This is a genomic window from Sphingobium sufflavum (assembly GCF_021403115.1).
In the GTDB taxonomy this organism is placed as follows: Bacteria; Pseudomonadota; Alphaproteobacteria; order Sphingomonadales; family Sphingomonadaceae; genus Sphingobium; species Sphingobium sufflavum.
Window position 1 is genome coordinate 14,799 of sequence record NZ_JAJSSH010000014.1, and the last position, 20,233, is coordinate 35,031.

Below are 20,233 nucleotides of genomic sequence, written 5' to 3' on the forward strand. Positions count from 1 at the left end.
CCCGGTCACAGACCGCGGCAGGACGGGCCTCAACCCGGCAGGCTATGGCGATGCAGGGCCATGGCGATGCAGGTATCGCCTGCGACAGGACACTGTCCCCCCCCGCCCGTCCTTCTGATGCAGTATCGCGGTTATCGCGGCTTGCGCCGGGCATGGAGTCCACACCGCGACGTACATTGTTACGGAACCGTTCAGCGCGCCGATCATTGAGACTTTGCGCTCAATCGCTATCTAGTCCCAACCGCCAACACGAAAAAGAGCCGATGACCGCACAAACGATCGTTTTGGTGGAGGACGATCCCAGCCTCCGCATGCTCACAGCCCGCCTGTTGCAGGAAAATGGCTATAATGTCCGCACGGCCGCAACCGCGCCGGAGTTCTGGATCGCCATGGAGGGCGGACCGGTCGACATGATCGTGCTCGACCTCATGCTGCCCGGCACCAACGGCATCGACCTGTGCCGCCAGATTCGCCGGACCAGCGACGTGCCGATCATCTTCATCAGCGCGCGCGGCAATGACGAGGATCGCGTGCTGGGCCTGGAACTGGGCGCGGACGATTATCTGGCCAAGCCGTTCAACACCCGCGAACTGATCGCCCGCATCCGCGCCGTGCTGCGTCGTGGCCCGATCACCGAGCCGGACGGCACCAACCGCCGCCATGAAGTGCGGTTCGAGGGTTGGTGCGTCAACCTGTCCCGGCGTGAGCTGCGGTCCCCCTCCGGCGCGATCATCGACCTGACGGGCGCGGAGTTCGACCTGCTGGGCACCTTCCTCGACCAGCCGCAGCGCGTCATCGGCCGCGAACGGCTGATCGAACTGTCCCGCACCCGCGTCGGCGACAGCAGCGACCGCAGCATCGACGTGCTGGTCAGCCGCCTGCGCCGCAAGATCACCGCGGCGGGTGGAAAACCCCCTATCGTCACGGTACGCGGCGTTGGCTATATGTTCAATTCGGCGGTAACGCGCACCTGATCCATCCTCTCGCATGAAAAGCGCGCTCCCTTGAAGAAACTGGCGTCCATCGGTTTGCTTGGCCGGATCTTCCTGATCCTGGCCCTTGTCATGGCAACCGAATTTGTCGCCAACACCTATATCTTCGAGCGCGCCAGCCAGTTCGCGCTGCGCGACGACGAGGCGCGGCGCATGGCCGAGCATCTGGTCGTCGCTCGCCGCGTGCTGGACCGCACCCCAGTGGCGGAGCGCAATATGGTGGCGCGCGAACTGAGCACCACCTCTTTTGGCATCCGCTGGGCGCCGCATCTCGATGCCGCCTCCGCCCATTTCGCACTGCGCAACCTCCAGAACCAGATCGTCCATCTGGAGCCGGAGCTGCTGCGTTCCAACCTGCGGCTGCATCTGCGCCCCCTGCGGCAGGGCGGCACCATCGCGGGCAGCATCGAACTGGCCGATCATTCGGTCATGGCCTTCAACAATGTGCAGGGCGAGCAGCTCTGGTCGCTGACCTTCGGCCGCATCCTGACATGGGTCGCGCCGACGCTGGTGCTGGTGGTGCTGGGCGGCCTGATGATCCGGGTGACGTTGCGCCCCTTCCGCCTGCTGATGCGGGCCACCGGGCAGGTCGGCACCGAAACGCCCGTGCCCGTGGCGGAACAGGGACCGGCGGAGATTCGCGCGCTGATCCAGGCGTTCAACCGGATGCAGGAGCGCATCCACCGCCTCATCACCAGCCGCACGCAGGCGCTGGCCGCCGTGGGGCACGACCTGCGCACCCCCCTCGCCCGGCTCCAGTTGCGGCTGGACGGCGCGGGCATCGCCGCCGCCGAGCATCGGGCGATGAGCCAGGACATAGAGGAGATGACAGACCTCCTGCGCTCGCTGCAAATCTACCTCAGCGGTGAGGGCGCATCCCTGCCGCGCGAGCGGATCGACATCGCCAGCATGATCCACACGCTGATCGACGGCGCGCGCGATGCGGGACAGGACGCCTTCTACCTCGGCCCCGACAATCTGGAACTCTGGGCGCGGCCCGTGCCGATCCGCCGATCCCTCTCCAACCTCGTCGACAACGCCCTGCACCATGGCGGCAATGTCCGCGTCTCCATGCAGGACGAGGGCGACACCATTGCCATTGTGGTGGATGACGACGGACCAGGGATCGAGGCCGACCGGCTGGCCGACGTCCTGCAACCCTTCGTCCGGCTGGACAATGCGCGCAGCCGCAACACGCGGGGCATGGGGCTGGGTCTGGCCATCGTCCAGGATGCGGTGCGGGCGGAAGGCGGCACGCTGACGCTGGAAAATCGTGCCGAGGGCGGCCTGCGCGCCATCATCCGCCTGCCCCTGTTGCAGCGGTGATGCTGCACAGCAATATTTTCTTACAAGGCCGTCCACGGCCAGAAAAGCACGTCGTCTAAATCATCGTCCATGCTCGCGGGTCCCTTAAGCCCGCAACATTGGAGGTCATGACGATGAACGAACTGCTCGGTCGCGTTTTCAGTTTCGAGAAGACCGTTTTCCCCGGCAGCAGCGACCTGTACGGCAAGCTCGCCACCCACGGTCAGTTTCCCAAGGCGCTGATGATTTCCTGCGCCGACTCCCGCGTGGTGCCGGAACATATCATGCAGGCACAGCCCGGCGACCTCTTCGTCTGCCGCAACGCCGGCAATATCGTGCCCCCGTTCGCCACGCAGAATGGCGGCGTGTCGTCCACGGTCGAATATGCCGTGATGGCGCTGGGCGTGCGCGACATCATCGTGTGCGGCCATTCCGGTTGCGGCGCGATGAAGGCGGTGGCCGACCCGACCGGCCTTGAAACCATGCCGAACGTCGCCGCATGGCTGCGCCATTCGACGGCGGCGCAGACGGTGGTCAACAGCGTCCACGGCCATCTGGAAGGGGACGAGCGCGTCCGCGCGATCAGCCTTGAGAATATCGTGGCGCAGCTGGCGCACCTGCGCACCCACCCGTCCGTCGCGACGGCGATGGCGCGTGGCGAGATGACGCTGCACGGCTGGTTCGTGGACATTCACGCTGGCCAGATCCTCGGCCTCGATGGCGAGACGGGTCGCTTCGTCACCCTGCGCGACAACCAGCCCCTGCCCGTCGCCGTGCCGCCGCAGGTGCGCCGGGCGGCGCATTTCCCTCAGGCGGAGGCGGCTGAATGAGCAAACTCAAGGGCATGACGAGCCAGATACTGGCGCGGGATTTCACCGCCTCTATCGTCGTCTTCCTCGTCGCGATGCCCCTTTGCATGGGCATCGCGATCGCGTCGGGGGTGCCACCTGAAAAGGGCCTCATCACCGGCATCATCGGCGGCCTCGTCGTCGGCCTGTTCGCAGGCTCCCCCTTGCAGGTCAGCGGCCCCGCCGCTGGCCTTGCCGTCATTGTGTTCGAACTGGTCCGCGACCATGGCCTCAGCGCGCTCGGCCCCATATTGGTGCTGGCGGGCGTGTTGCAGCTTGTCGCGGGCATGCTCCGCATGGGCGGTCTGTTCCGTTCCATCTCCCCGGCCGTGGTGCATGGCATGTTGGCGGGCATCGGCGCGCTGATCGTGATCGGCCAGTTCCATATCCTGTTCGACAGCAAGCCGCTCTCCAGCGGCCTCGCCAACCTCGCCGCCATGCCCGGCCGCGTGCTGGGCCTGTCGACGGACCTGCAACAGACCGAGTTCGCGCTGATCGTCGGCCTCATCACCATCGCCGCGATGCTGGTGTGGGAGAAATTCCGCCCGGCCAGCCTGCGCCTCGTCCCCGGTGCACTGATCGGTGTCGCCATCGCCACCATCATCGCATGGACCACCGCGCTGGACATTGCCCGCGTGGACGTGCCCGCGTCGCTGATCGGCGCGATCGAGCCACCCGGCCCCGGCTTCCTCGCCTCGCTGGGCAGCCCCGCGATCATCGCCACCGCCCTTGCCATCGCCTTCATCGCCAGCGCGGAGACTCTGCTCTCCGCCGCTGCCGTCGACCGTATGCATGACGGCGTCCGCACCGACTATAACAAGGAACTGCGGGCGCAGGGCATCGGCAACCTGCTGTGCGGCTTTGCCGGCGCACTGCCGATGACCGGCGTCATCGTCCGCTCGTCTGCGAACGTGCAGGCGGGCGCGACGACCCGCCTCTCCACCATCCTACACGGCGCCTGGATATTGGGCTTCGTCGCCCTGCTGCCCTGGCTGCTGCGCGAGATTCCGATGGCGGCACTGGGCGGCATCCTGGTCGTCACTGGCTGGCGTCTGGTCAGCGTCACGCACGTCACCCACCTGTTCAACCGCTATGGCGTCCTGCCCGCGGCAACATGGGCGGTCACGTTCCTGCTGGTCGTGTTCACCGACCTGCTGACCGGCGTGCTGGCGGGTCTGGCCCTCTCGCTCCTCGAACTCATCCCCCATCGCAAGTCGCTGCGCCTGCGCGTGGAGGAGGACCATGGTGCGGATGCCAGCCGTGTCCAGTTGCACGGTTCGGCAACATTCGTCAGCCTCTCCAAGCTGACGGACGTGCTGGAAAAGCTGCCTCTGGGCCGCCCCGTCCACCTCGACCTGCACGCGCTCAAGGGCATCGACCACACCAGCGCCGAACGGGTGCGGGAGTGGGCCGCCCTGCGTAAAGGCGCGGGCCAGCCGGTGCAGTTCAGCGGCCCCGCACCCCTGATCGCGAGCCTTGCTGCGGCGCACTGAGGCTTTTGTGCAACAGCGAAATAACGGAAATATTTTGTCGCATAACAGCAAACATGCAGTGAAACAGGCAGACTAACTTCGACAGCAGACACGGGATGGATCGCGGCCCCACAGGGGACAGACGTGAAGCCCGTGCCTCGCTGGACGGAACACGAACTTTAAAAAAAGGGGTGTTTCCATGAAGAAAGAACTGCTCGCCACCGTTGGTCTTCTGCTGGCCTCCGTTGCGACCCCTGCCCTTGCGCAGGAAGAAGCCGGGCCCATCACCGTTTCCGGTTCCGTGGCCTTTGTGACCGACTATCGCTTCCGCGGCGTGTCGCAGACCAACGAAAAGGCAGCGATCCAGGGCGGCATCACCGTTTCCCACGAAACCGGCCTCTATGCAGGCGTCTGGGGTTCGAACCTTGCCGGCTGGGGCCAGTTCGGCGGCTCCAACATGGAACTCGACCTGATCGCAGGCTATAAGCTGCCGGTCGGCGATGCCGTCACCGTCGATGTCGGCGCGACCTGGTACATGTATCCGGGCGGTTCGAACGAAACCGATTTCATCGAACCCTATGTCAAGGTCAGCGGCACCTTCGGCCCCGCCGCGCTGACCGCGGGCGTCGCCTATGCCCCCGCGCAGGAAGCCCTGGGCAACTGGTCCGCGCACCCGCAGAGCCGCATCGGCGACAAGGAAGACAATCTGTACCTGTGGGGCGACGTGTCCGGCGGTATTCCGAGCACGCCCGTCACTGTAAAGGCGCATCTGGGCTATTCGGACGGTAACCCCGGCCTTGGCCCCAACGGCACCAGCATCGCCCCCACCGGCACCTATTTCGACTGGATGCTGGGCGCGGACCTGGCGCTGGGCAAGGTGACGCTGGGCGTCGCCTATGTCGACACCAGCATCAAGCGCGCCGAGCGGCTGGCCCTGCCCGGCTTCTCCAACACGCTGGACGGATCGTCGATCTCCAGCGGTCGCATCGTCGGGTCGATCAGCGCATCCTTCTGATCCCGTCCCACCGGACGACCGGATAAGGACATCAGCACGGCGCGGCGGGCATCATGCCTGTCGCGCCGTCGCCTTGTCGCCCTTCCCGCGAAGTCCACCTCCCCGCGCAGTTCCCTCCTCCCCGCGCAGCGACGCTGCCAGCCAGGCGAAGGCGCGGTCCAGTTGCCCATGGTCCATGGCGCCGCCGATGGACAAGCGCACCGCCCGCGCCGGATCGCGGGGATCGCTGGCGAAGGCCTGACCCGCGACGATGGACAGGCCGACCGGCCCGACCCGCCCGGCCAGCATAACCGGATCGACCCCGCGGGGCATCGCCAGCCAGAGATGATAGCCCTCCGCATGGGCCGCCGCGTCGAAGCCCGCCAGATGCCGCGCGGCGATTCGCTGCCGCGCCACCCCCTCCGCCCGCACCGCCGCGACCAGCCGCTCGAAGCTACCGTCGCGCAGCCATGACGTCACCAGCGCGGCATTGATCGGCGGCGGCATCACCGCCGTCTCCTGCGTCGCGCGGGCCAGCGGACCGGGGTCCACGCCATCCGGCACGCGGACATGGGCGACGCGCAACACGGGCGAGATGATCTTCGCCACGCTGGCGATATGCCATGTCCGTTCGGGCGCGAGCGCGGCCAGCGGCGGCAGCGGCCGGGCGGGCAGCAGGCCATAGGCGTCATCCTCGATCAGCAGCATGTCATAGCGCCGGGCGATGGCGACCAGCGCGTGCCGCCGCTCCACATCCAGCGTGGCGGTCGTGGGATTGTCGTTGGTGGGCACGACATAGAGCGCCCGTGCCCCCGCCTCCGCCGCGGCACGGACAGCGTCCGGGTCGATGCCGCCCGCGTCCTGACCAAGCGGTACGAGGCGTAGCCCCTGCCGCCGCGCCGTGGACAACATACCGGGATAGGCCGACCGGCCAAGGCAGAGCCGGTCGCCCCGCGCCAGCACCGTCGCCACGATCCCCTGCAGGCCATTCTGCCCGCCCGCCGTCAGCACCACCTGATCCGGCCCGGTGGGCAGCCCGCGCGCGGTGAAGGCCATGGCCGCCTGCCGCCGGTCCTGAACGCTGCCCTCCGCCGGTTGATATTGCAGCAGCGGCGACCCGCCGCCCGCGCGCAGCAGCCGGGTCAGGCCAGTCCGCATCGCCTCGCCCAGCAGGCCGAAAGCGGGCTGCGGGGGCACGATCATCCCACTCTCCTCCGTCGCCGCGCCCATGGCGTGGCCTGCGCTGTTGCGCACGAAACTGCCCAGCTTGCCCACCCCCTCGATCAGGCCACCGTCACGGGCCAGCCCATAGGCGCGCGTCACCGTGGTCAGGTCGATGCCGAGGTGGCGGGCGAGGTCGCGCTGCGTCGGCAGTCGTTCGCCCGGACGCAGGACGCCGGTGCGGATCGCCTGTTCCAGCGCCTCCACGATCGCCAGATACCGGGGGCCGCCGGTGGTGGAGAGATCGGGCATCCAGCCCGGCGCAATGTCCGACGCTATACCCGACGCGGTGCCCGGTTCCACAGGCGGTTTCATGAGCCTTGCCATGCGCTTTTCTCCGTCCGCTGGACCTGCCCCGTTTCGACATGACCACCGGAGCGGGGTTCTTCGATTGCTCTTCTGTAGGGCCTGATGGGCATTTATGTATGGTTTTAATATACATACAAAAAGCCTATGTACAATCCAACAGCCGCAATCTGGATCTCTGCCATGACCGCCGCCCTGCCCGATACGCCCGCCCGCGAATGGCCGCACTGCCCGCCCGTCAGGACCGGCCTGCGGGGCCGCTGCCCGCGCTGCGGCGAGGGACGGCTGTTCGACGGATTCCTGACGTTGCGTGAGGGGTGCGACCAGTGCGGGCTGAGCTATGGCTTTGCCGACCCGGCGGACGGCCCCGCCTTCTTCGTCATCTGTTTCGGCTGCATCCCCGCCGTCACTGTTGCCCTGCTGCTCCAGATTTATGCGGAGCCGCCCTTCTGGGTGCATCTGGTGACGTCGCTGCCCTTTCTGGTCGTCACCTGCGTCCTGCCGTTGCGCCCGCTCAAGGGATGGCTGGTGTGCAGCCAGTTCTTCTTCAAGGCGCGCGAGGGACGGCTCAAGGTCGCATGGCGGCCTTTCGGGGAGAATGGTCCGGTGATAGAACCGCGCAGTCACCCCTGGTAGGACGGAACGGGCGCGATCCGGCACGCCCCGGAAATCCCCGCTGCCTCATGCGTTGGAGGGGTGGAGACAGGGAGTATCGCCGTGAAGCCATCGCATTTCCTCATCATCGCCATCCTGCTGCTCGCCGCCTGCGACAAGCCCGCCGAGCGTCAGGGCAATGACGCCGATGCGATGGCCGGAAACGAGCTGCGCGACAAAGCCCCCACCCCAGCGCCGGCCCCCGCCAACGACTTCTCCCCCGAAAAGGTCGCCAATAATGCGGACGGCCTGACCGCAGCCGAAAAGGCGATCCCCGCCGGCTATCAGGGCCGATGGGGGCTGGTGCCGGGCGATTGCGGGCCGGATGCCTCCATCGCCAAGGGCTTGATGGTCGTGGATGGCCAGCAACTACGCTTCTACGAATCGGTCGGCAAGCCCGCCGTCGTGACCAACCCGACGCCCAACCGCATGGAAGGCCGCTTCAGCTTCACCGGCGAAGGCATGGAATGGTCCAAGGACATGGTGCTGACGCTGGAAGGCAATGGCGACAGGCTGGTGCGGACGGAGAGCGACCCCAGCGCGCGCTATGCGTATCGGCGCTGCGCGGGGTAGGCTTTGGGGTTTGTGACTTGCGGCAGGGACTTCTCGGCCCTGCTGTTCTGGGCCGTTCTGGCGAGCTTTGAAGCCGGAGCGATGAAGGGAAATCGCGCAGAGATGGTAAGCGATGGCCCTTAGCGCCGTTTGCGATTCAGCCGATGATGCCATCTGCTTCGAAAATGCTCTAGCCGCCATGACGCCCAGACCCTGCGCGAATCGCAGGCATGAAAAAGGGCGCCCGAAGCGCCCTTTCCCTTCCCGATGTTCGTCGATCGGCCACCCCAAGAGTCGGGCCGGACGGTTCAGCCCTTCTTGAGGGTGAGGCCGCCGAAACGCTTGTTGAACTGGGCAACGCGGCCGCCCTGATCGAGCAGCGTGGACTTGCCGCCGGTCCAGGCGGGGTGCACCGTGTTGTCGATATCGAGAACCAGCGTGTCGCCTTCCTTGCCGTAGGTGGAGCGCGTCTGGAACGTGCTGCCGTCGGTCAGTTGGACGGTGATGAGATGATAGTCGGGATGCGTGTTGGTCTTCATGTCAAATGCTCCGAAAATGGCTGGTTTCCGACCAGCCGGAGAAATGCGAAGCGCGGCCCATAGCGGACCGGCGCGATATTGGCAAGACGGCGGGACAGGAGGGATGCCCAATGGCTCCACCCCTGCCCCGCCGTCCTCACTCTCAATCCTTGGGCGCGTCGGCCACCATGGCGGTGAAGCTCGCCTCGGCATGCAGCTTGCCGTCGATCAGGGCGCGGCCCGCGAACTTCGACACCGCACCGCGCGTCTTCGTCACCTCGATATGGAAATCGAGGAGCACGCCCGGTTCCACGGGGGCGCGGAACTTCGCGTCCTCGATCCCCATGAAATAGACGAGCTTGCCGGAGCCGACGAGGCCGAGCGATTCGAAGGCAAGCAGACCCGCCGCCTGCGCCATCGCCTCGACGATCAGCACGCCGGGCATGATGGGACGGCCGGGGAAATGCCCCTGGAAGAACGGCTCGTTGATGCTGACCGCCTTGATCGCATGGATGCGCTGGTTGGGGACGATCGACACGACCCGGTCGACCAGCAGCATCGGATAGCGATGGGGCAGGGCCGCCATGATCCGCCGGATGTCCAGCGGACCAAGGACAGCCTGCCCCTCGCCGACGTCCCCTTCACCGACGCTCTTATCCTCAACCGTCATCGCGATCAGCGGCCCGTGGGCTTTGCAGCCGGGCTGGCAGGCGCGGCGGCGGCCGGTGCGGCGGCGGACTGGCCACCGGGACGCCAGCCGGCGGGCGGCACGATGCTGGCCGAGGGGACGAGCGTGTCGAGCTGCGCCTTCACCTGCGCGGTGATGTCCACGCTGGGCTGGAAGGAGACGGCCGAGTCAGGCTTGAGCACCAGATCCACCTTGGCGGCGGTCATCGCGCCCTTGAGCGCATCGTTCAGCTTGGCAGCGATCTGCTCCTCGACATAGGCCTGCGCCAGCGCGACGGGCTGGCCGATACGCTGAAGTTCCGCCTGCGCGTTCTGCTGCGCGGTCTGGAGCGCCTCATACTGGCCCTGAAGCTGGGTGCGAACGGCGGGGGTCGGCGAGGTGCCGGCCGCCTTGGCGGCGGCGTTCAGCGCGTCCTGCTTGGTCTTCAGGTCGGTCTCCAGCGCGGCCTTGCGCGCGTTGAACTGGTCGATCTGCGCCTTGTAGGTCGTGTTCATCTGCCCACGCGCGACGGTGTAAGCGTTGGAGTTGGCGACGGCGGCCTCCACATCGGCGACGGCAATGCCCAGCTTGGACTGCGCCATGGCAGGAGCGGCAACCATCATGGCTGCACCAATCGGCAGAGCCAGAGCAATATGCTTGAAGCTATTACGCATCAGAACTGAGTCCCTATGTTGAAAGTAATCGTCTTGGTGTCGTCGCCCGGCTCCTTCAGCAGAACCTTGGCGATGTCGATACGGAAGGGGCCGAAGGGCGAGTTCCAGTTGACGCCGAAGCCGACCGAAAGGCGCGGCTTGAGGCTGTCGCCCAGATAGGTTTCCTGGAAGCCGTTACCATTATAGACGGCCGTCATGGTCGTGGTGTCCGACACGGGCTTGCACTTGCCGGGCGTCAAAGCAGCGGCCTGTTCGCTCGTGCTTGACGTGGTGCCGCCCACGGTCGTCGTCGTCGTGACGGTGCAGGTTCCGTTATAGACCCCGCTACCGCCATAGAGACGCGGCCGACGCAGGCTGCCCACCGCACCTGCATCCATGAAGATCGACGGACGCAGACCCAGTTCCCGCGCGCCTGCACCCAGCGGAATCTCGATCTCCGCATGAGTGAGATAATAGAGCTTGCCGCCCAGCGCGTCGTCAGAATTGGAATCGGCGGCGGTCAGATTGCCGTCGGAGTCGAAATATTGCCGACGGATACGGGGACCGACACCGCGAATGTCGAAACCGCGCATCTGCGGTTCGCCCAGATAGAAGCGATCGGTCAGACGAACCTTCTCGATTTCCGAACCCGACGAGTCATACCGGGTCTTCTCGAACGAGAAGATATGGCCCGCCTCCCCACGCAGCGAGAAGATGAAGCCACCGCCGAGCGGATAATATTGGCCGCCTTCCAGACGGGTGCGGACATAGCGCACGTCGCCGCCCAGACCCGCCACATCCTGGCTGAGGTTGGCGAAGAAGCCGCGCTGCGGCCGGATGCGGTTGTCGCGGCGATCATAGATCAGCGAATAGCCGATGGAGGAGGTCGTCCGCTTGCCGATCGCATCGCACAGGTAGCGGCCAGCCTTCAGCTCGTCGCACTGGTTGACGCCGTTGATAACCGAATAATAGGTCGCCTGATCCAGCGTCACATTGGCCAGCGACAGGCCATAGCGCAGGCCCAGCGACAGATATTCGGTGACGGGGACGCCCGCGCGCAACTGGAAGCCGGTGGTGACTTCCTGATAGGTGGTGTTGCGGGTGTTGTCGGACAGATAGTTGAAGCTGTTGAGGTCGCGGCGGAAGATGTCGCCGCCCAGCGCGATATTCCTGTCGAGGAAATAGGGTTCGGTGAAGCCCACCTCGACCGATTTCGAATAGCTGGAATAGTTGACGCTGGTGCGCAGTTCCTGACCCATGCCGCGGAAGTTGCGCTGCTTGATCGACGCGGAGACGATGAACTTCTCCAGGCTGGAGAAGCCCGCCGAAAGCTGAAGCTCACCCGTCGATTTTTCCTCGACATTGGTTTCCAGCACGATGCGGTCCGGCGCGCTGCCGGGCTTCTGCTCGACGGTCAGCTTCTCCTGGAAGAAACCGAGCGAGTTGATCCGGTCCTGCGACCGCTTGACGAGGAAGCTGTTGAACGCATCGCCTTCCGCCAGGCGGAATTCGCGGCGGATAACCTTGTCCTTGGTCAGCGTGTTCCCGTTGATGTCCACCCGCTCGACATAGACGCGGGGCGCCGTGCCGATGCGGAAGGTGATGCCCATCGACAGGCTGTCCTTGTCCCGGTTGAAGTCGGGACTGACATCCGCAAAGGCATAGCCGAACAGGCCCGCCGTCTCGTTGATGCGGTCGACGGTGTCCTCGACCAGCTTGGCGTTGTACCAGTCGCCCTTCTTCATCGGCAGGGTGCGGTTGAGCGCGTCGCTGTTGAGGTCGCGGATCTCGCTCTGCACGGCCACGTCGCCGAATTTATAGCGCGAGCCTTCCTCCACCACATAGGTGATGATGAAGTCCTGCTTGTCCGGCGTCAGTTCCGCAACCGCGGACACGACGCGGAAATCGGCATAGCCTTGCGTCAGGTAGAACTGGCGCAGCTTCTGCTGGTCATAGGCCAGACGGTCCGGGTCGTATGTGGTGCCGGACGAGAAAATACGGAACGAGCGCGCCTGCTTCGTCGCCATCTCGCTGCGCAGGCGACCATCGGAAAACTCATCGTTGCCGATGATGTTGATCTGGCGGACCTTGGATTTCGGTCCCTCCGAAATTTCGTACACGATGTCGACGCGGTTCTGGTCCAGCTTGACCAGCTTGGGATCGACGACGGCGGCGAAGCGGCCCTGACGGCGGTACAGCTCGATGATGCGGGCGACGTCCGCGCGCACCTTCGACCGGGTGTAGATCTGGCGGGGGGCCATCTTGATCTCGGGGAGAATCTTCTCCTCCTTGATCCGCTTGTTCCCCTCCAGCACGATGCGGTTGATGACCGGATTCTCGACAATCTCGATCGAGAGGGCGCCCTTGTCATCGCGGATCTTCACGTCCGCGAACAATTCGGTCGCGAACAGATCCTTCAGCGCGGCGTCGAGCGTTTCCTGCGTGTAGGACTCGCCCGTGCGCAGCTTGGTATAGGACAGCACCGTGTCCCGCTCGATCCGCTGGTTGCCGGTCACGACGACCGATTTGATCGTGCCCGTCGCCAGCGAGGGCAGCGGGGTCGCGGGTGTAGCCGCAGGCGACGCGGCGGGGCGACGCGCGGCCGGCTTTGGCGCGGGCTTGGTGGAAGGCTTTGCGGGGGACGCGGGCGTCTGCGCCATCGCCACGCCGGTCAGCGCCATGCCGCCCAATGCGGTGCCGGCCATGAAGAGAGGCATGGCGCCACGCCACAAGGTCCTGCTGCTCGTCGCTGTCACGCGGTCCACCTCTGCTTCATTACGTTGGGGTTGTATCTAAAGATTGCCCATGGGCAGCACTCCCTGCCCGATGCGGCTCAGCCGATCAAGCCGGACAGCCCCTTCCAGAGCCCGAAAGATGTTAAATCGTTGAACGTCACCATCACCATGACCGCCAGCAGCAGGGCGAGGCCCGACCGATAGGCCAGTTCCTGGATACGGGGACTGACGGGTTTGCGCTGCAATGCTTCAATTCCCTGGAACAGCAGATGACCCCCGTCGAGCATCGGAATTGGCAAGAGGTTGATGAACCCCAAGTTAATCGAGATGAGCGCGATGAAGAATATGAAGTCCGCGGGGCCACGCGCCGCCTGTTCACCGGAGATTTGCGCGATCTTCAGCGGACCGCCCAGTTCGTCCACGGAGCGGCGCCCGGTGATGACCTGCCCCAGCCCGTCGACCATCATGGTGACGATGGCCCCCACCTGCCGCACGGCGATGACCGGTGCGGCGAGCGGCGAGACGGGGCGCACCTCCGTCCGGCGGCTGGTGACGCCGAGCTGGCCGAAGCGATACGCGTTGCCGAAGCGGTCCCGCTCGATCCGGGTGCCGATGGTCACGCCCAGCGCCAGCGGCCGACCGCGTCGCTCCACGGTCAGGGCGATGGTCTCGCCAGGGCGGCCGACGACCGCGCGGCTGAGTTGCTCGAAACGGTCGATGGCGGCACCGTCGATGGCGATGATGCGGTCGCCGGTCAGGACGCCCGCCGCCGCCGCCGCGCCGTCCGGGCGGACACCGCCGACCTCGGCAGAGGTGACATTCTCGCCATAGGCCATGGCGAAACCGGCCAGGATCAGGATGGCGAAGAGGAAATTGGTGAGCGGACCGGCCAGCACGACGAGGGCGCGCTGCCACACCGGCTTGCTCTGGAAAGTACGGGCGCGCTCCTCCGCCGGCAGGGCGAGCCATTCCGGGTCGCTCTGGCTGGCGGCGTTCATGTCGCCCGCAAATTTCACATAGCCGCCCAGCGGCAAGGCGGCGAGACGCCAGCGCGTGCCGCGCTTGTCATGCCAATGGGCGATTTCCTTGCCGAAGCCCATGGAGAAGGTTTCCGCATGGATGCCGAACAGGCGGGCCATGAGATAATGGCCCATCTCATGCACGAACACCAACGGGCCGATCACGGCGGCGAAGGAAAGAAGGGTCAACAGCAATCCGGGACTTTCAGTCAATGCGTACACTTTCAGCTCGACTGATCGCATGGCCCCTTGCTTCGCGATCGATCGCCCCGATCTCTTCGATGCTTGTGGGCGCGGCCGGGCTATAGCGCCTCAGCGTCTCTTCCACAATCGCGGCGATGTCGAGGAAGCCGATGCGGCCCTTCAGGAAGGCGGCGACGGCGACCTCGTTGGCGGCGTTGAGGATGGCGGGCCGCGCGCCCCCCGCCTCTATCGCCGCACGGGCCAGCGCCAGCGCGGGGAAGCGGACGGGATCGGGCGCCTCGAAATCCAGACGCCCGATGGTGGCGAGGTCGAGCGGCTGGCAGGGCGAGGCCATGCGGGCGGGCCATGCCAGCGCATGGGCGATGGGCACGCGCATGTCCGGGCTGCCCAATTGCGCCAGCGTCGAACGGTCGCGATATTCGACCATGGAATGGATGACCGACTGCGGATGGACGATGATCTCCAGCCGGTCCAGCCCGACAGGGAAAAGATGATGCGCTTCAATGAGTTCGAGGCCCTTGTTCATCATCGTTGCGCTGTCGACGCTGATCTTTGCCCCCATCGACCAATTAGGGTGCTTCACCGCCTGCGCCGGGGTGACGGCGCGCATACGGTCAAGCGTCGCGGTGCGGAACGGCCCGCCGCTGGCGGTCAGAATGATGCGTGCGACATCCTCCACACGACCGCCCGCAAGGCATTGGAATATCGCATTATGCTCACTGTCCACGGGGAGCAGGGTCGCGCCCGATGCGGCCACCGCGTCCATCATCAGCGCCCCCGCCGAGACGAGCGATTCCTTGTTCGCCAGCGCAACCGTCCTGCCCTGCCGGATCGCGGCGAGCGTGGGGGCCAGCCCCGCGATGCCGACGATGGCGGCCATGGTCCAGTCCGCGCCCAGCGCCGCCGCGTCGATGAGCGCCTGCGGCCCGGCGGCGGCCTCTACCCCCGTCCCGGCCAATGCGGCCTTCAGGTCGGCAAGGCGGCTGCCGTCGCCGATCACGGCGAGACGGGCATGATGGGCGATGGCGATTTTGGCGAGGCCCGCGACATCGCTCTGCGCGGTCACGGCCTGCACTGCGAACTGGTCCGGCGAACGCGCGATCAGGTCGAGCGTGGACTGGCCGACCGATCCGGTCGCGCCGAAGATGGTGACGGTGCGCGGGGTCGTCACAGCCAGCCGACCAGACCCGACAGCGCAAGCAGGAAGGCGATGGGCAGCAGCCCGTCCACCCGGTCGAACAGGCCGCCATGACCGGGGATGAGGGTTCCGCTGTCCTTCACCCCTGCCCGCCGCTTCATCCAGCTTTCGAAGAAATCGCCGCCCTGCGCGAAGATCGCGATGATCGCGCCGATCAGGATGGTGGTGAGGGTCATGGCGGACGACCAGTGTATCTCCGCCAATGCCGGTGCGTCGCCGTCGAGACCGCTGAGCATATAGGCCATGGTGTAGAGGAAGAGGAACAGGGTCAGCGACGCGCCGAGGATGCCGCCGCCCAGCCCGGCCCATGTCTTCGACGGGCTGATCGATGGCGCGATCTTTGGCCCGCCGATGGCGCGCCCCGCGAAATAGGCGCCGGTGTCCGTGGCGACGACGCTAGCCACCGCCAGCCAGCGCATACCGGGCGGCGCGGCGAGCAGGCCGAGCGCCGCGCCAAAGGCATAGACGATCAGCCCCGCCATCCACAGAGTGCGGCTTGCAGGCGACGGGGTGATCCGCTGCACCAGCCCCCATGCCTCCCACAAGACGCCCAGCGTGATGACCGCGACGAAAAGGGTCAATATCCGCCCGCCCGACCAGAAGGCGATGGCGGCGATGGCGACCATGACGATGCCCGATACGACGCGCACGCCAAGGTCGGCGTTCTTCCTCACCGGCGGCGACGTGTCAGTGGTCACAGACCACCATAGCGCCGTTGCCGCCCGGCAAAGGCCGTGCAGGCCGTCGCCAGCGCATCGGCGTCGAAATCGGGCCAGAACAGGTCGGTGAAATAGAGTTCGGCATAGGCCACCTGCCACAGCAGGAAGTTGGACAGGCGCTGTTCCCCCGACGTGCGGATGAGCAGGTCGAGCGGCGGCAGGTCGGCGGTGTCCAGCTCGGCGGCCAGCGTCTCCCCGGTGATGGCGTCGGCGGACAATTCCCCCGCCTCCACCCGGCGGGCCACGGCCTGCGCGGCGCGGGTCAGCTCATTCTGCGAGCCATAGTTGAGCGCGATCACCAGAGTCGCCCCTGTGTTGGCCGCGGTGCGCTCCAGCGCCTCTTCCACCATGGTCACGGCGGACGCGTCGAACGCGCGATAGTCGCCGATCACCCGCAGGCGGACATTATTGGCGTGAAATTCGTCAAGGTCGTTCTGGATGAAATGCTTGAGCAGGGCGGTGAGGTCCGCAATCTCCTGCTCCGGCCGCTTCCAGTTCTCCGACGAGAAGGCATAGAGGGTGAGGCAGTCGATGCCCATTTCGCGCGCCGCGCGGACGGTGCGGCGCACGGCGTCCGCCCCCGCCTTGTGCCCGGCGATGCGGGGCAGCTTGCGCCGGGATGCCCAGCGCCCGTTGCCGTCCATGATGATCGCGACATGGCGTGGCACATCCTGCGGCGCAGGGACGGTCGGCGCGGGCGCGGCCTTCGCGCGCAGCCGGGACAGGATCATGCCGCCACCGCCACGCAGGCGGCGCGCCGGACCCCATATCCCTGATCGAGCCTGTTATCGGGCATCTTCAACCGCAAGACCGTTCCCCATCATCGCCCACAGACTTACTGGCCCATGATTTCCTTTTCCTTCGCCGCGGCCACGGCGTCCAGATCCGCGATGGTGGCGTCGGTCAGCTTCTGGACCTCCGTCTCCTTGCGCTTGCGCTCGTCCTCGCTGATCTCGCCCTTCTTCTCGTCCGCCTTGAGATGGTCCATGCCATCGCGGCGGACGTTGCGGACGGCGACACGCGCCCCTTCCGCATATTTGCTGGCGAGCTTGGCCAGTTCCTTGCGGCGATCCTCCGTCAGGTCGGGGATCGGCAGGCGCAGGGTCGTGCCGTCGGTGACGGGGTTAAGGCCCAGACCGGCGGAACGGATCGCCTTCTCAACCGGGCCGACATTGGTCTTGTCCCACACCTGCACCGAGATCATCCGCGGTTCGGGCACCGAGACGGTGGCAACCTGGTTGAGCGGCATGCTGGCGCCATAGACGGTCACGACGACCGGATCGAGCAGCGCGGTGTTCGCGCGCCCGGTGCGCAGGCCGGACAGATCGCCCCTGAGAGCCTCGACGGCGCCGGCCATGCGGCGTTCCAGATCGGCCTTGTCATATTGGGCCATGGCGGTGTTCCTTCCCTAAAATTCTTATGCCGACCGGACAGTCGTCGCGACGCCGTCGCCGCGCAGGACATGAGCAAGATTGCCTTGCTCCCGGATATTGAAAACGATGATCGGGATGTTGTTTTCCCGGCACAGCGCCACCGCGCTGGCGTCCATGACCTTCAGATTTTCGGCCAGGACCGTGTCATAGCTGACGGTGTCGAAACGGTTGGCGTCCGGCACCTTCTTGGGGTCCGCATCATAGATGCCGTCCACGCTGGTGCCCTTGAACAGGGCGTCGCAGTTCATCTCCGCCGCGCGCAGGGCCGCTCCGCTGTCCGTCGTGAAGAAGGGATTGCCAGTGCCCGCCGCGAAGATGACGATCCGTCCCTTCTCCAGATGGCGCACGGCCCGGCGACGAATATAGGGTTCGCACACCGTATCCATGGGAATGGCGGACTGCACGCGCGTCTCCACGCCCAGCTTCTCCAGCGCATTCTGCATGGCCAGCGCGTTCATGATGGTGGCGAGCATGCCCATATAGTCGCCGGTCGTGCGGTCGAGACCACGCGCCGCGCCCGCGATGCCGCGAAAGATATTGCCGCCGCCGATGACGAGGCACAGCTCATAGCCGGCGTCCTTCGCCTGCTTCACTTCCTCCGCCACGCGGCTGACGGTTTCGGGGTCGATGCCGAACTGGCCCGATCCCATCAGAACCTCGCCCGACAGTTTCAGAAGCAGGCGTTTATAGCGGGGATTCGACATGAAGCGCGGGTTTTCCGATAGCAGACAGAGTAACGGCGCGGACCTTAGTCGGGCCGCGCCGTCATGCCAAGCGTTCCATCAGGGGAACGCCCATATCCATTACAAGGCTTAAAGGCCGGCAGCAGCCGCGACTTCCGCCGCGAAATCGCTCGTTTCCTTCTCAATGCCTTCGCCCAGCTGGAAACGGACATAGTTGACCAGCGTGATCGACTTGCCGGCTTCCTTCGCCGCCTTTGCCACGACGTCCGCGATGGGCGTCTTGTTGTCCATCACGAACAGCTGGCTGAGGAGCGCATTTTCCTTGGCGAACTTGGCGACCGCGCCGTCGAGCATCTTGGCGATGATCTCGGCGGGCTTGCCCGATTCGGCGGCCTTCTCGGCGGCAACCTTGCGCTCACGCTCCAGCACGTCGGCCGGAATGTCGCTGGCGGCCAGCGCGATCGGGAAAGCGGCCGCGATGTGCATCGCGATCTGCTTGCCGAGCGGCGCCAGAACCTCTTCGCCCGCATCGCCTTCGAGAGCGACGAGAACGCCGATCTTGCCGAGGCCGGGAGCGGCAGCGTTATGGACATAGTCGACGACCAGGCCCTGCTTCACGCTGACCTGCGCCACGCGGCGGAGCGTCTGGTTCTCGCCGATGGTGGCGATGTTGTTGACCAGCTTCTCGCCGATGGTGCCGCCCGCCGGATGCGCCGTGGCGCCCAGCGCCTCCGCATCGGCGATGCCACCGTCCAGCGCGACCTTGGCGGCCGTGCGGACGAAATCCTGGAACTGCTCGTTCTTCGCAACGAAGTCCGTCTCGCTGTTCACCTCGACGGCAACGCCCTTGGTGCCCGCGACGGCAACGCCGACCAGACCCTCGGCTGCGGTGCGGCTCGACTTCTTCTGCGCGGCGGCAAGGCCCTTCGCACGCAGCCAGTCGATCGCGGCTTCGGCATCGCCATTGGCTTCGGAGAGCGCCTTCTTGCAGTCCATCATGCCGGCGCCGGAACGCTCGCGCAGTTCCTTCACAGCGGCTGCGGTAATCTCTGCCATATGCTTGGCTCCTGTATTTCTAGAATTGCAGTCCGTTAAGCGGGGCGGATGACAGCTTTGCGTCACCCTGCCCCGCCCGACAGATGGGGAAACCGATCAGGCTTCCACGGCTTCCTCAGCCGGGGGCACGTCCAGCGCGCCGAGATCGACGCCCGACGCCTGCTGCGCACCACGGTTGCCCTTGGTCGCGGCCGCGGCAATCGCGTCGCAGTAGAGACGGATCGCACGGCTGGCGTCGTCGTTCGCCGGAACCGGGAACGCAATGCCGTCGGGCGAGACGTTGGAGTCGAGGATCGCGACGACCGGAATGCCGAGCGTGTTCGCTTCCTTGATCGCCAGCTCTTCCTTGTTCGCGTCGATCACGAACATCACGTCGGGGATGCCGCCCAGATCGCGGATACCGCCCAGCGACAGTTCCAGCTTGTCGCGCTCACGCGTCATCTGGAGCACTTCCTTCTTGGTGAAGCCGTGCGTATCGCCCGACAGCTTCTCCTCAAGGGTCTTCAGACGCTTGATCGAACCCGAAATCGTCTTCCAGTTGGTGAGCATGCCGCCCAGCCAGCGATGGTTGACGAAATGCTGACCCGACTGGCGCGCGGCTTCCGCGATCGGCTCAGCGGCCTGGCGCTTGGTGCCGACAAAGAGAACCTTGCCGCCCGCAGCGACGGTCGACGACACGAAGTCGAGCGCGCGGCTGAACAGCGGCACAGTCTGCGACAGGTCGAGGATGTGGATGCCGTTGCGCTCGCCGAAGATGTACGGCTTCATGCGCGGGTTCCAGCGGTGAGTCTGGTGGCCAAAATGTGCGCCCGCCTCGATGAGCTGGTGCATGGTGACGACAGGTGCCGCCATAGGTCTTTCTCCTTCCGGTTGTGCCTCTGGGGTCCAGTGATCCGTGAAACGGACACCGGGATATTTTGCGGACCCCATGTGGTGTGAGCGCGCGCCCTTACCGCCCCTGCGTTTCGAACGCAAGAGTTGACAGTCGGATATTTATGGAACAA

At 65.8% G+C, this 20,233-nt stretch carries 20 protein-coding genes; 7 read left to right on the forward strand and 13 right to left on the reverse strand.

Features of this window, described 5'->3' with window-relative positions; genetic code table 11:
* The first annotated feature begins 263 nt into the window (after nucleotides 1–263).
* From LWE61_RS17405 to LWE61_RS17425, 5 genes are all read left to right on the forward strand, one after another.
* On the forward strand, nucleotides 264–974 hold the full coding sequence (locus LWE61_RS17405; RefSeq protein WP_234151922.1) for a response regulator: 711 nt from the start codon (nucleotides 264–266) through the stop codon (nucleotides 972–974).
* A gap of 30 nt (nucleotides 975–1,004) precedes the next feature.
* Nucleotides 1,005–2,318, forward strand: a complete 1,314-nt coding sequence (locus tag LWE61_RS17410) for an ATP-binding protein (protein ID WP_234151923.1) — start codon at nucleotides 1,005–1,007, stop codon at nucleotides 2,316–2,318.
* A 113-nt stretch (nucleotides 2,319–2,431) separates the two neighbouring features.
* Nucleotides 2,432–3,127 carry a carbonic anhydrase gene (locus LWE61_RS17415; RefSeq protein WP_234151924.1) on the forward strand — a complete coding sequence of 232 codons (696 nt, stop codon included), beginning with the start codon at nucleotides 2,432–2,434 and terminating at the stop codon, nucleotides 3,125–3,127.
* Nucleotides 3,124–4,638 carry a SulP family inorganic anion transporter gene (locus LWE61_RS17420; RefSeq protein WP_234151925.1) on the forward strand — a complete coding sequence of 505 codons (1,515 nt, stop codon included), beginning with the start codon at nucleotides 3,124–3,126 and terminating at the stop codon, nucleotides 4,636–4,638. The genes LWE61_RS17415 and LWE61_RS17420 overlap by 4 nt, the downstream gene beginning before the upstream one ends.
* A gap of 178 nt (nucleotides 4,639–4,816) precedes the next feature.
* A complete protein-coding gene (locus tag LWE61_RS17425) occupies nucleotides 4,817–5,632 on the forward strand; it encodes a TorF family putative porin (RefSeq protein WP_234151926.1) in 816 nt (271 codons plus the stop codon).
* Nucleotides 5,633–5,683: 51 nt separating this feature from the next.
* On the opposite strand, the gene LWE61_RS17430 is transcribed toward LWE61_RS17425, so the two are convergent.
* Nucleotides 5,684–7,147, reverse strand: coding sequence for an aminotransferase-like domain-containing protein (locus LWE61_RS17430; protein ID WP_234151927.1), 1,464 nt, complete (start codon nucleotides 7,145–7,147; stop codon nucleotides 5,684–5,686).
* 174 nt (nucleotides 7,148–7,321) lie between these two features.
* Between LWE61_RS17430 and LWE61_RS17435 the strand changes: the two genes are divergently transcribed.
* Together LWE61_RS17435 and LWE61_RS17440 are read left to right on the forward strand one after the other, a co-directional pair.
* Nucleotides 7,322–7,774 (forward strand): DUF983 domain-containing protein, encoded by a 453-nt coding sequence (locus LWE61_RS17435; RefSeq protein WP_234151928.1) that lies wholly within the window; start codon nucleotides 7,322–7,324, stop codon nucleotides 7,772–7,774.
* Nucleotides 7,775–7,855: 81 nt separating this feature from the next.
* Nucleotides 7,856–8,365, forward strand: a complete 510-nt coding sequence (locus tag LWE61_RS17440) for a hypothetical protein (RefSeq protein ID WP_234151929.1) — start codon at nucleotides 7,856–7,858, stop codon at nucleotides 8,363–8,365.
* Nucleotides 8,366–8,652: 287 nt separating this feature from the next.
* Here LWE61_RS17440 and rpmE read toward each other — a convergent pair whose 3' ends face one another.
* The 12 genes from rpmE to rpsB all read right to left on the reverse strand — a co-directional run bounded on the left by rpmE (nucleotide 8,653) and on the right by rpsB (nucleotide 20,081).
* Nucleotides 8,653–8,883, reverse strand: a complete 231-nt coding sequence (gene rpmE / locus LWE61_RS17445; protein ID WP_234151930.1) for a 50S ribosomal protein L31 — start codon at nucleotides 8,881–8,883, stop codon at nucleotides 8,653–8,655.
* A 142-nt stretch (nucleotides 8,884–9,025) separates the two neighbouring features.
* The gene (gene fabZ, locus LWE61_RS17450) at nucleotides 9,026–9,532 is read right to left on the reverse strand and encodes a 3-hydroxyacyl-ACP dehydratase FabZ (protein ID WP_234151931.1); all 507 of its coding nucleotides are present in this window, start codon (nucleotides 9,530–9,532) and stop codon (nucleotides 9,026–9,028) included.
* A gap of 5 nt (nucleotides 9,533–9,537) precedes the next feature.
* Nucleotides 9,538–10,203 (reverse strand): OmpH family outer membrane protein, encoded by a 666-nt coding sequence (locus tag LWE61_RS17455; RefSeq protein WP_234151932.1) that lies wholly within the window; start codon nucleotides 10,201–10,203, stop codon nucleotides 9,538–9,540.
* On the reverse strand, nucleotides 10,203–12,887 hold the full coding sequence (bamA, locus tag LWE61_RS17460; protein WP_326490666.1) for an outer membrane protein assembly factor BamA: 2,685 nt from the start codon (nucleotides 12,885–12,887) through the stop codon (nucleotides 10,203–10,205). Before bamA ends, LWE61_RS17455 begins: the two co-directional genes overlap by 1 nt.
* Before the next feature lie 128 nt (nucleotides 12,888–13,015).
* Nucleotides 13,016–14,149 carry an RIP metalloprotease RseP gene (rseP, locus tag LWE61_RS17465; protein WP_234151934.1) on the reverse strand — a complete coding sequence of 378 codons (1,134 nt, stop codon included), beginning with the start codon at nucleotides 14,147–14,149 and terminating at the stop codon, nucleotides 13,016–13,018.
* A complete protein-coding gene (locus tag LWE61_RS17470; RefSeq protein WP_234151935.1) occupies nucleotides 14,142–15,311 on the reverse strand; it encodes a 1-deoxy-D-xylulose-5-phosphate reductoisomerase in 1,170 nt (389 codons plus the stop codon). The genes rseP and LWE61_RS17470 overlap by 8 nt, the downstream gene beginning before the upstream one ends.
* Entirely contained in the window at nucleotides 15,308–16,036 is a 729-nt protein-coding gene (locus tag LWE61_RS17475; protein ID WP_234151936.1) for a phosphatidate cytidylyltransferase, read from the reverse strand. Before LWE61_RS17475 ends, LWE61_RS17470 begins: the two co-directional genes overlap by 4 nt.
* The gene (locus LWE61_RS17480) at nucleotides 16,033–16,773 is read right to left on the reverse strand and encodes an isoprenyl transferase (RefSeq protein ID WP_407696259.1); all 741 of its coding nucleotides are present in this window, start codon (nucleotides 16,771–16,773) and stop codon (nucleotides 16,033–16,035) included. Before LWE61_RS17480 ends, LWE61_RS17475 begins: the two co-directional genes overlap by 4 nt.
* A 119-nt stretch (nucleotides 16,774–16,892) precedes the next feature.
* Nucleotides 16,893–17,450 (reverse strand): ribosome recycling factor, encoded by a 558-nt coding sequence (gene frr / locus LWE61_RS17485; RefSeq protein WP_234151937.1) that lies wholly within the window; start codon nucleotides 17,448–17,450, stop codon nucleotides 16,893–16,895.
* A gap of 24 nt (nucleotides 17,451–17,474) precedes the next feature.
* The gene (pyrH, locus tag LWE61_RS17490; RefSeq protein WP_234151938.1) at nucleotides 17,475–18,194 is read right to left on the reverse strand and encodes a UMP kinase; all 720 of its coding nucleotides are present in this window, start codon (nucleotides 18,192–18,194) and stop codon (nucleotides 17,475–17,477) included.
* 108 nt (nucleotides 18,195–18,302) lie between these two features.
* Nucleotides 18,303–19,229 carry a translation elongation factor Ts gene (tsf, locus tag LWE61_RS17495; RefSeq protein WP_234151939.1) on the reverse strand — a complete coding sequence of 309 codons (927 nt, stop codon included), beginning with the start codon at nucleotides 19,227–19,229 and terminating at the stop codon, nucleotides 18,303–18,305.
* 96 nt (nucleotides 19,230–19,325) lie between these two features.
* Nucleotides 19,326–20,081: a 30S ribosomal protein S2 gene (gene rpsB, locus LWE61_RS17500; protein WP_234151940.1), complete on the reverse strand. Its 756-nt coding sequence runs from the start codon at nucleotides 20,079–20,081 to the stop codon at nucleotides 19,326–19,328.
* Nucleotides 20,082–20,233: the final 152 nt, after the last annotated feature.